The organism is Rhodococcus rhodochrous, from assembly GCF_014854695.1.
Lineage (GTDB): Bacteria > Actinomycetota > Actinomycetes > Mycobacteriales > Mycobacteriaceae > Rhodococcus.
The window spans coordinates 4489469-4502085 of record NZ_CP027557.1; the positions used below are offsets into that span (position 1 = coordinate 4489469).

At 70.7% G+C, this 12617-nt stretch carries 1 protein-coding gene (cut by a window edge); it reads right to left on the reverse strand.

Annotation, left to right across the window (positions count from 1 at the left end; translation table 11 throughout):
* A protein-coding gene (locus C6Y44_RS20575; RefSeq protein WP_192378520.1) for a non-ribosomal peptide synthase/polyketide synthase crosses the window boundary here: on the reverse strand, positions 1 to 12603 show its start. The gene continues 30594 nt to the left of window position 1, outside the view; the window shows 12603 of its 43197 coding nt (coding positions 1-12603); it begins with the start codon at positions 12601 to 12603; its stop codon lies off the left edge, out of view.
* Positions 12604 to 12617 lie beyond the last annotated feature (14 nt).

Consider the following 12617-nt stretch of genomic DNA (forward strand, 5'->3'; position numbering starts at 1 on the left):
ATGCGACGGTCCGTCGCCGAGTCCGAGGATCGCGCGGGAGTCGGTGAGCAGGTATGCGATACGCGCTGCCGGGAGCGCGGGATCGACGGGCACGAACGCCGCGCCGGTCTTGACCACGGCCCACAGGGCGACGACGGCGTCCAGGCTGCGCGGGAACGACAGTGTCACCACCGTTTCCGGTCCGGCACCGTGGTCGATCAGCTTGTGCGCGAGACGGTTGGAGGCGTGGTCGAGTTCGGTGTAAGTGAGCTGCCGGTCGCCGTCCACCACCGCGACACCGTTCGGGTTCGCGGCGACACCGGCCGCGAGGATCTGCGGGAAGGTCCTCTGCGGCAGAGGTGCCGGCACCGAGTACGACAGTGCCCGATCGGTCTCGGCGTCCGACAGCAGTGCGATGTCGCCGACGGCAGCCGTCGGGTCGGCCGTACTCGCGTCGAGCAATTGCACCCACCGCGCGGCGAGATCGACGGCGGTCGTCTCGTCGAACAGGTCGGTCGCGTAGGTGAGTTCGGCGGCCAGCCCGCCGGTTTCGTCCTCGCGCAGCGCGATGTCGATGTCGAACTTGGCGATGCCGAGATTCGCCTCGAGCGGTTCGACCCGCAGCCCGGGCAGTTCGAGTTCGCCGATGCCCTGGTTCTGCAGCGACAGCGCGACCTGGAAGAGCGGCGAGTGACTCTGCGAACGCACCGGATCGACGGCTTCGACCACCTGGTCGAACGGCACGTCGGCATGCGAGAAGGCCGCGAGATCGATAGTGCGGACCTGCTCGAGGAACTCCGCGAACGACGCCGCGGGATCGATGCGGGTGCGCAGGACGAGGGTGTTGACGAACATGCCGACGAGGTCGTCGAGGGCACGATCACCGCGACCGGCGACCGGCGTGCCCACCGACACGTCCTCGGTGTTGCCGAGACGCGCGAGCAGCACGGCGAGGGCGGCGTGCAGAACCATGAAGCGGGTCACGCCGTGGGCATGGGCGAGCCGGTCGATGCGGGCGAGGACCTCGGGGGCGATCCGGAAGCCGGTGTTGGCACCTCGATAGGACGCCGCCGCGGGTCGCGGCCGGTCGGCGGGCAGTTCGAGCACGGCCGGGGTGTCGGCGAGGACCGAGGTCCAGTAGTCGAGTTGCTGCGCGATCGGGGCCTGCGGATCCTGCGGGTCGCCGAGCACGGTGCGCTGCCACAGCGCGAAGTCGGCGTACTGCACCGGCAGCGGTTCCCAGGCGGGCTGTGCGTCGTCGAGGCGCGCGGAGTAGGCGACGAGGACGTCGCGTGCCAGCGGCACGGTCGACGCACCGTCGGCGCTGATGTGGTGGACGACCACCACGAGCACGTGGGTGCGGTCGTTCTCCCGGAACAGCGCGCCGCGGATGGGGACCTCGCGGGTGACGTCGAAGCCGCGTCCCACCACTCCGGCGATCGCGGTGTGCAGGGCGTCGGTGTCGGGTGTGTCGATCGGGGTGAGGTCGAGCGGCACGTCGCCGGTGGCGAGCACGTGCTGCGACGGTCCGTCCTCGTGTTCCGGGAACACCGTGCGCAGTGCTTCGTGCCGGTCGAGCACGTCGCGGACGGCGGCGGTGAGGGCGTCGATGTCGAGGTCGCCGTGCAGGCGCACCGCGAGCGGGATGTTGTAGAGCGGGGACGTCGGGTCGAAACGGTTGAGGAACCACATGCGCTGCTGCGCGTACGACAGCGGCACCCGTGCGGGGCGTTCCTGCGGCACGAGCGGCAGCCGCTCCCCCGTACCGATGTGCGAGCCCGCGGTTTCGGCGAGCGCCTGCACGGTCGAGCCCTCGAACACCGCGCGCACCGGCACCGTGGTGCCGAGCGCCTCCCCGATCCGGGCCACGAGCCGGGTCGCGATGAGCGAGTTGCCGCCGAGCGCGAAGAAGTCGTCGTCGAGGCCCACGCGGTCGACGCCGAGCAGTTCGGCGACGATCTCGGCCACCGTCTCCTCGACGGGGTTGGTGGGGGCACGGAACTCGCGGGTGACCGGGTCGGGCGCGGGCAGGGCCTTGCGGTCGAGCTTGCCGTTGACCGTAACGGGCACCGTCTCGATCGGCACGATCTGCGAGGGCACCATGTAGGACGGCAGGACGTCGGCGACGGCGCTGCGCAGCGCATCGGCGTCGACCTCGGCGCCGTCGCGGGGCACGACGTAGCCGACGAGCCGTTCGCCGGTGTGGGCGTCGCGGTAGACGTCCACGACGGCGTGCGCGACGGTGTCCTGACGGCTCAGCACCGCCTCGATCTCGCCGAGTTCGATACGCAGACCACGCAGCTTGACCTGCGCGTCGCTGCGGCCGACGAACTCGAGTTCGCCCGACGCGCGCCGGCGCACGAGGTCGCCCGTGCGGTACATGAGGCCACCGGTGAACGGGTTCGCGACGAACCGCGAGGCCGTCATCCCGGGCCGGTCGTGGTAGCCGCGGGCCAGCGCCTGGCCGGCCAGATACAGCTCACCCAGGACACCGTCGGGCACGGGCTGCAGGCGTGCGTCGAGCACGACGGCACCGGCACCTCGGATGGGTCGGCCGATGGTGATGGCACCGCCCGCGACCAGCGGATCGGTCATCGTGATGACGATCGTGGTCTCGGTGGGGCCGTAGCTGTTGAAGAACCGGCAGCGCGGGGCGAACCGCTCGACGAGTTCGGGCGGGCACACGTCGCCGCCGACCACGACGGCCTCGAGTTCCGGCAGCCTCGCCGGGTCGACACCACCGAGCGCGGCCGGTGCGGTGAGCACGTGGGTGACGTTGTGGCGCAGCAGGAACGCGTCGAGATCGGCACCGGCGACGATCTCGGGCGGCGCGACCACCATCGTGGCTCCGGCACCGAAGGCGGCGAGCATCTCGAAGACCGACGCGTCGAAGCTCGCCGACGAGAACCGTAGTACCCGCGACTGCGCGGTGAGTCCGAGTTCGGTGCGGCACTCGGCGGTGAAGGCGTTGAGGCCGCGGTGCGTGACCACGACGCCCTTCGGGGTGCCGGTCGAACCGGACGTGTAGATCATGTACGCCGCGATGTCGGGTGCGACGTCGACGTCGAGTGCGTCGGTCGACACCTCGGCGCACCGGTCGGCAAAATCGTCGGAATTCAGCTCGAACCAGCGGAAGTCGATTGCCGGAGCGATCTCGCTCATGGTCAGGCCGAAGGCGGCACCCGAGTCCGAGAGCATGAAACCGACGCGATCGACGGGCAGCTTCACGTCGATCGGCACGAACGCCGCGCCGGTCTTCGCGACCGCCCACAGCGCGACCAGCGACTCGATGGTCCGCTCGAAGGCCAGGGCCACCACGGTTTCCGGTCCGGCTCCCTCGGCGAGGAGGACATGAGCCAGGGCGTTGGAACGTTCGTCGAGTCCGCGGTAGGTGAGCTGTCGCGTCTCGTCCACGGCGGCAACACCGTTCGGCGACGCGGCGACACCGGCCGCAAGGATCTCCGGCAGCGTCCGGATGCGGATCGATTCCGGACGCGCGGCGTCGAGTGCCCGGGCGGTCTCGTCGGCGTCGAGATACGGCAGGTCGCCGACGGGGCTGCGCGGGTCGTCGAGCAGCTGTGCCAGCATGCGGTTCCAGCGCTCGGCGGTGCGGGCGGCGGTGGACGCATCGAACAGGTCGGTGGCGTAGGTGAGGGTGCCGGCCAGGGCACCGTGGTCGTCGCGGAGCGTGAATTCGAGGTCGAACTTGGCGATGCCGAAGTCGGGCACGATCGGTTCGACCCGCAGCCCGGGCAGTTCGAGATCGCTGGGATGCGCTTCCTCGACCGACAGTGCGACCTGGAACAGCGGTGCGCTGTTCTGCGACCGCACCGGGTCGACGGCCTCGACGACCTGCTCGAACGGCACCTGGACGTGGGCGAAGGCGTCGAGGTCGACGTCGCGGACGGTGGCGACGATGTCGTCGAAGCCGGCGGCCGGGTCGACCGAGGTTCGCAGCACGAGGGTGTTGACGAACATGCCGATGAGGTTGTCGAGGCGGCGATCGCCACGACCGGCGACCGGCGTGCCCACGGACACGTCGTCGGTCGCTCCGAGACGGGCGAGCAGCACGACGAGCGCGGCGTGCAGCACCATGAACCGGCTCACGCCGTGGGCTTGCGCGTAGGCGTCGAGACGGCGGACGGTGTCGGGATCGACGGTGAACGGCACCGCCGCGCCCCGGAACGACGAGCTCGCGGGTCGCGGCCGGTCGGTGGGCAGTTCGAGCAGCGCCGGTGCGCCGGCGAGTGTCGTGGTCCAGTGGTCGAGTTCGCGCGCGGCGGTCTCGGTGGGGTCGCCCGGTGCGCCGAGCAGCTCGCGCATCCACAGCGCGTAGTCGGCGTACTGCAGCGGCAGCGGCTCCCAGAGCGGTGCTCCGCCCGCGGCGCGCGCGGAGTAGGCGAGCACGAGGTCGGTGGCGAGGACCTGCGTGGACCAGCCGTCGATGGCGATGTGGTGCACCACCATCACGACGACGTGGCTGCCGTCGGCGCACTCGAGCAGCGTCAGCTCGAGGGGCGGTTCGACGGTGATGTCGAATCCGCGTGCGGTCAGCTTCCGGATGCGTTCGGAGAGATCGGTTTCCGCGACCTTCTCGGTGCCGGCGACGAGCACGGGACGATCCCGCAGCGCGTCGTCGACGGAGAGGATGTTCTGGTACGGCCCGGCATCGGAGTCCGGGTAGATCGTCCGGAGCGTCTCGTGCCGTTCGAGGATGTCGACGACCGCCGCGCGCAGGGCGTCGAGGTCGAGGTCGCCGCGCAACCGCAGCGCGGCGCCGACGTTGTAGGCGCCGGAACCGGGGTCGAACCGGTTGACGAACCACATGCGGGTCTGCGCCGGCGACAACGGAATCCGGTCGGGGCGCGGACCGGCCACGGGAACGGTCGCGACGGCACCGGTGCCGCGGGCACGGTCGACGGCGGCGGCGAGGCCTTCGACGGTGGGATCGTCGAACAGCGCGCGGATCCCGATGGCGGCGTCGAACGTCTCGTTGACGCGGGCGATCAATCGGGTTGCGCCGAGCGAATTCCCGCCGAGCTGGAAGAAGTTCGACGACGCACCGACCTGCTCGACTTCGAGCAACTCGCCCATGATGCGGGCGACGGCGGCCTCGGTGTCGGTCCGCGGCGCGATGTAGGCGGCGGAGGCGTCGACGTCCGGTTCGGGCAGAGCCCCCCGGTCGATCTTGCCGTGCGCGGTGACGGGCAGGTCGTCGAGCAGTACGAGCACCGACGGCACCATGTGCCGGGGTACGCGATCGGCGACAGTCGCGAGGACCGCGTTCTCGTCCGGCCGCTCACCGGTGGCGACGGCGTAGGCGGCGAGATAGTCGCCGTGCCGGCCGGTGCGCAGCGTGACGACGGCCTGCGTGATGCCGGGATGCGCGAGCAGCGCGCTCTCGATCTCGCCGAGTTCGACGCGCTGACCGTTGAGTTTGACCTGGAAGTCGGTGCGGCCGAGATATTCGAGTTCGCCGTCGCGGTTCCACCGGACGCGGTCGCCGGTGCGGTACATCCGATCGCCGGAGTTCCCGAAGGCGTTCGCGACGAAGCAGTCGGCGGTGGCGGCGGGACCGGCCTGGTAGCCCCGCGCGACCTGCGAGCCCACCACGTACAGCTCACCCGGCACCCCGACGGGGACCGGACGCAGCGCGGCGTCGAGGACGAGGAAACGGGTGTTCCACACGGGCCGGCCGAGCGGCACCTGCTCGGCATCGTCACGACGTGCGGTGCCGTGCGCGACCTGCACCATCGCGGTGCGATACGCGACCTGCACCATCGCGGTGCGATGCGCGACCTGCACCGTCGTCTCCGTCGGGCCGTAGAGGTTGTGGACCTCGGCGCCGAGCACCTCGCGGACGCGGGCGGCAGTCGTGGCCCGGAGTGCTTCACCGCCGGAGAACACTGCGCGCAGCGACGAGGCGTCGATCCCGGTGTGCTGTGCCTCGGCGACGAACAGGTCGAGCACCGACGGCACGAACTGCGCGATGGTGACGCGTTCGCGGTGGACGACGGACGCGAGGTAGGCGGGGTCTGCGTGCCCGTCGCGGTCGGCGATCACCAACCGCGACCCGCTCTGCAGCGGCAGGAACAACTCCCACACCGACGCGTCGAAGGTGAAGGGCGTCTTGTAGAGCACGGTGTCGTCGGCGTCCGGTGCGAAAGCCGCGCGCATCCAGGCGAGCTGGTTGTGCAGGGCGCCGTGCGTCACCGCGACACCCTTGGGCCGGCCCGTCGAACCGGAGGTGAAGAGCACGTAGGCGAGGTTGCCGGGGCGGAGGGCGGGTCGTTCGTCGTCGGTCAGTGGGTCGCCGCAGTATCCGTCGACGTCGGACACGTCGAGCACGCGCAGGTCGGCGGGCAGGCTGTCGCGGGTCTCGTCGGTCGCGAGCACGAGCTGCGGTGCGGCGGTGGTGAGGACGTGGGCGGTGCGCTGGGCCGGCTGGTCGGGATCGACCGGCACGTACGCTCCACCGGCGGCGAGCACGGCGTAGATCGCGACCAGCTGGTCGTAGGAGCGCGGAACGGCCACGGCGACACGCGTTTCCGCAGCGACACCCTCCGCCAGGAGCCGGCGGGCGAGACGATGCACATCGGACGCGAACTCGGCGTAGGTCGACACCGACCCGTCGACGACGACGGCCGGCGCATCGGGCGTCCGCGCGACCTGCTGTTCGAACAGCGCGACGACGTCCCCGGCGGGCACCGGGTGCGCGGTGTGGTTCCAGGAGTCGAGGACCCGCTCGCGTTCGCCGGGCAGGAACACGTCGACGGCGCCGACGGCCTCGTCGGGACGCTCGGCGACGAACGTCAGGATCTGCGTGAAACGCCGGGCGAGTTCGGCGACGGTCGCGGCATCGAAGACGTCGGTGCGGTAGCGCAGGCTCAGTCGCAGGTGCGGTTCGAGCAGCGCCATGAGCGAGAGCGGGTAGTGCGTGGCGTCGCGGGCGTCGACATCGGTGACGCGCATGCCGGCGATGTCGGTGGTCTCGTCGAATCCGGCGCGGTCGACGGGATACGACTCGAAGACGGTCAGCGTGTCGAAGAGGGTGCCTGTGCCGATGCGGTCCTGGATGGCGCCGAGGCCGACGAACTGCTGGTCGAGCAAGGCGGTCTGCTCGCCCTGCAGCCGCAGCACGAGGTCGGCGACCGTTTCGGTGTCGTCGATCCGCACCCGCACGGGCAGGGTGTTGATGAACAGGCCGAGCATGTTCTCGACATCGGGCAGGTCGGCGGGCCGGCCGGAGACGGTCGCGCCGAACACGGCGTCGCGGGCACCCCAGTGCCGGGCGAGCAGCAGGCCCCACGCGGTCTGGACGATGGTGTTGAGGGTCGCGCCGGTGCGGCGCGACAGCTGTCCGAGAGCGTCGATGTCGTCGGCGTCGAGGTCGATGTCGATCTGGACGGGCGCGTCGTCGACGGCGTCGGTGGCCCCGGGCGCGACCAGCGTGGGTTCGTCGAGGTCGGCGAAGGCCTCCGCCCATGCGTCGAGGGCGCGGTCGGTGTCCTGCCGGTCGAGCCAGGCCAGGTAGTCGCGGTAGGACGCGGGAGTGGGCGGTGCCGCCTGTCCGCCGGCGGCGTAGCCGACGAGGAGTTCGCGCACGAGCAGCGGCATCGACCAGCCGTCGAGCACGATGTGGTGGTTGGTGAGCGCGAGGACGGCGCGCTGCTCGGGGAGCCGGACGAGGACGGCGCGCAGCAGCGGCGGATGCGCAAGATCGAAGCGGGCGAAGCGTTCGGTGTCGAGGAGCGCCTGCAGGTCGCTGTGTGGGTCGGCCGATCCGGTGAGATCGACTTCGCGCCAAGCCATCTCGGCCTGATCCAGAACGAGCTGGACCGGGGTTCCGGTGTCGTCGTGCACGAAGGCGGTCCGCAGAGCGGCGTGCCGTGCGAGCAGCGACGCGAAGGCCGCCTGCCAGCGACCGGCATCGACCTCTCCGGCGAGATCGAGGCGCAGTTGTGCGGTGTAGACGTCGACCGCGTCGACGGACAGCGCGGCGTGGAAGGCCAGACCGGTCTGCAGCGGCGAGAGCGGCCAGATGTCGGTGAGTCGCCCGAAGCGGTTCTCCCACTGCTCGATCTGCTGCTGGTGGGTGTGCACGAGCGGCACGTCGGATGGGGTGAGACCGCCGGCGTCGGGTCGCTGCGTGTGCGCGGCGAGGCCGACGAGTGCGTCCTTCCACCGCTCGGCGAGCGCGCCGACCGTCTCGGCGGAGATCACCCGCGGCACATAGGTGAACGACGCGGTGAGGTGCGCACCGTCGGGACCGTCGACGACCATCGCGTTGATGTCGACGGCGACCGACGCGGCCATCTGCGACGTGCGGTTGGGGTCGAGGGCGAGGTCGAGCGGCACCCAGCCGATCTCGCGGATCTCGTCGGCGATGTGACCGGAGGTGAGGCGGCCGAGATAGTTGAACGACACCTGCGCGGTAGGCAGGTCGGCGAGGACCGGCGACGTCTGCGGGTCGAGGTGTCGCAGGATGCCGTATCCGACACCGCTGTTCGGGACGGCAGCGAGTCGTTCCTTGACGGCCTTGACCGCGGAGGCGCTCGCACGTCCTCCGGCGGACGCGTCGGTGAGATCGAGGTCGTCGGCGAGGTCGAGACGCACGGGATACGCACTGGTGAACCAGCCGACGGTGCGGGCCAGGTCGACGGTGCCGGTGGCGTCGAGGTCGCGGCCGTGCCCTTCGAGGGTGAGCAGCAGCGCGCGCTGCCCGTCCTGGGCGGCGGCGAGCGCGAGGGCGGTGAGCAGTCCGTCGGCGGTACCGCTGCCGTACAGCTCGGGCAGTCGGGTGAGCACCGCGTCGGTCACGCTCGGGTCGAGATCGATGCGGACGGTCGCGGTAGTCGCGAGGGTGTCGATCTCCGGGTCGAGCGGTGCGACTCCGGCGAGTGGTGCTGCACCACCGAGGGTTTCGTTCCAGTGGTCGAGCTCGCCCGCGTGGTCGCGGGCGGTGTCGTGCAGGGCGTGCGCCCAGCGACGGTAGGAGGTGCCCACCTCGGGAAGCGACGGCGTTTGTCCTGCCGCGACCTGCATCCACGCCTGACCGAGATCGGGCAACAGCACCCGCCACGACACGCCGTCGACCACCAGGTGGTGCGCGACGAGCAGCAACCGGCCCTGCTCGCCCGGTTCGGCGACGTCGAACCACACGGCGCGCAGCACGAGACCCGATTCGGGATCGAGATCGTGCGCGGCAGCGTCGCATTCGTCGTCGACATAGGCATCCGCCGAGGCGGTGTCGGCGACCGGGACGCGGGTGATCCACGCGTCGAGGTCCGGCAGTGCGGCGTGCGTGCGCCACTGCCCGTCGCGCAGTGTGGAGCGCAGGATGTCGTGCCGGGCGACGACGGCGGCGAGCGCGGTCCGCAGGTCGTCGTAGGTCAGATCTGCGGGAGTGGAGACGAGGACGGCCTGCGCGAAGGTGGAATAGTCTCCGCGCCCGAGCATCTCGTGCACGATGGGCGTGATCGGGATGTCGCCCACGCCTCCGCCGGGCAGTTCGTCGAGGACGAGTGCGGTGGGGACGGCGGTCGCGACCCGCGCGAGGGCCGCGATGGTCTTGTGTTCGAAGATCTGCCGGGCGGTGATGTGCAGTCCGGCGGCCTTGGCGCGGGCGGCGAACTGCATCGCGACGATGCTGTCGGCGCCGAGGGCGAACAGCGAGTCGTCGACGCCGATGCGCTCGACGTCGAGCAGTCCGGTGGCGATCTCGGCGAGGAGGCGTTCGGATTCGGTTTCGGGGGCACGGAACTCGGCGGTGGCGAACTGCGGTGCTGGGAGGGCGGCGCGGTCGAGTTTGCCGGCGGGGGTCACCGGGATCTCGGTGAGTTCGACGACGGCGGCGGGCACCATGTGCGACGGGAGGACGCGGGCGACGCCGTCGAGCAACGCCTGCATATCGAAGGCCGCGCCGGATTCCATACGTACGTACGACACGGGCACGACGGAGCTGCCGCTGTCGTGCACGACGGTCGTCGCGAAGTCGACGCCGTCCTGGTCGAGCAGGGCGTTGTCGATCTCGCCCAGTTCGATGCGGAAGCCGCGGATCTTCACCTGGAAGTCGGAGCGGCCCACGAAGTCGAGCTGGTGATCGGGTGTCCACCGCACCTCGTCGCCGGTGCGGTACAGGCGCGTGCCGGGTTCGAAAGGGTTGGCCACGAACCGATCCGCGGTCTGCCCGGGACGGCGATGGTAACCACGCGCCAGTGCAGGTCCGCCGAGATACAGCTCGCCGACGAAGCCGACGGGCACCGGCCGCAGGCGACGGTCGAGCACGACGGCGACGACCCCGTCGAGGGGACGGCCGATGGTGATCGGGTCGCCGGGGGCCAAGGGGTCGCCGGCGGTGACGACGATGGTGGTCTCGGTGGGCCCGTAACTGTTGGTGAACCGGCAGGTGGGAGCGAAACGTTCGACGAGGTCGGCGGTGCACACGTCGCCGCCGACGACGACGGCCTCGAGATCCGGCAGGCCCGCGGGGTCGACGGTGTTGAGGACGGTGGGCGCCGAGACGATGTGCGTGACCCGGTGGGTGCGCAGGACGTCGACGAGCTCGTCGCCGCCGAGGACGTGCGGCAGCGCCACGACCATGGCGGCACCGGCGCTGAAGGCCTGCAGCATCTCGAAGATCGACGCGTCGAAACTCGCCGACGAGAAGCGGAGCATCCGCGAGCTCGTGCCGAGCGCGAGTTCGGGGCGGGCGTCGGCGGCGAAGGTCGCGAGCCCGAGATGGGTGACGACCACGCCCTTCGGGGTGCCGGTGGAGCCCGAGGTGTAGATCATGTACGCCGGGTTCTCCGGCACGGCCCGCGAGCGCACCGTCTCGATGTCGACGCCTGAGGGGATCGGATCGTCCACGGCGATCCAGCGGGGTCCGGACGGCAGCTCCGCGATCCGGCTGCGCACGGTAAGCCCGAGCTGCGCACCGGAATCACCCACCATGTAGGTGATCCGGTCGGCCGGGAGCGCCGGGTCGATCGGGACGAAGGCCGCGCCGGTCTTCGCCACTGCCCACACCGCGATCAGCGCGTCGGCGCCGCGGTCCATGCTCAGCGCCACGAAGGTCTCGGGTGCAGCCCCGGCCTCGACGAGCTGTGCGGCGAGCCGGTTCGAGAGGTCGTCGAGTTCGCGGTAGGTGACCTGCCGATCGCCGTCGATGATCGCGACACCGTCGGGATTGCGGCGCACGCCGTCGGCGAGGAAGTCGGCGAACAGGCGCACGGGCTGCGCGGGCAGTCCGCGATACGGCACGAGGCGCTCGTATTCGTCGTCGTGCAGGACGGGCAGCGTGCCGATGGTGCGGTCGGAGTCGGCGAACTCGCCGAGATACTCGACGAATCGTGTGTGGTGCGAGCGCAGTTCGTCGACCGTGTACAGGTGGGGGTTGGCCTCGAGGTCGATGTGGGCGGGCTGCCCGGGTGCGCTCGGGTAGATGTTGAGCGAGAGGTCGTCGACCGGTCCGGTGCTCAGCACGTGCCGGCGGCCGACCGAATCGCCGTAGCGGATCTCGTGGTCGAACATCATGATGTTGACCGCGGGTCCGAAGAATCCGCGGTCAGCGCTGCCGTAGCCGGTGTCGCGGCGCATGTCCTCGTGCCGGTACCGCTGGTGACGCAGTGCCCCGGTGAATTCGAGCTGCATCCGGTCGATCAGATCGTCGCGGCTGCCGTCCGGTTCGACGGCCACGCGGATCGGGACGACGTTGGAGACCATGCCGCCGGAACGACGCAGGCGGACGGTGGTGCGGGCCGAGACCGGGAGGCTGAGCACCACGTCGGTCTCGCCGGTGACGCGAGCGAGGAAGGCCGCGAACGCTGCGGCGACCACGGTCGCGAAGGTCGTGGTCTTCTCGCGCTCGGCGATCATCCGGTCGACCGCGGACTCGACCCGCTCGGGCAGCGGCGCGCTGAACCGGACCGGGTGCGGGCCGACGGGCGCGGCGCGACCGGCGAGGCTGATGGGGTGCGGCAGGTCGCGGATGCGGTCGGCCCAGTAGTCGCGGTCGCTGACGAATCGGGCCGAGTCGCGGTAGCGCTGTTCGTCTTCGACGATCTCCGGCAGCGGGCTCACGTCGAAGCGGGCGGGCTCGCGGTGCTGCACCGCGGCGCTGTAGCGCTCGGCGGTGCGGGTGTCGAAGGTCGTCGCCCCATAGCCGTCGAGGGCGATGTGGTGGATCCGGGTGTAGACGAAATGGCGGTCGTCGGCGATGCGCAGGACCGCGCACACGATCAAACGGTCTTCGAGCATGTCGAGGGGCGTGCGGTACTCGGCTCGCATCCAGGCGAGGGCCGCCGCCTCGGGATCGTCCTCGTCGCGCAGGTCGAGGATGGTGGCGCGGTCCTCGAGGGTGTGGTCGATGACCTGACGAGGGTGGCCGTCGACCTCGAAGATGCGGAGCATGCCGGTGCCGAGTTCGCGGGCGGTGGCGGCGCCGGCGTCGGCGAAGATCTCGGGATCGAAGTCGCCACGGACGTCGACGTACTGGGCGATGGTCAGTGGAATGTCGCCGAGCAGATGCTGGGCGAACCAGATTCCGCGCTGTGCCGACGAGAGCGGGAAACCGTCGCCGTCCTCCCGTACCTGCGACGATGCAGGCACATACTGCTGTTCCACTTATCTCCCCGGGC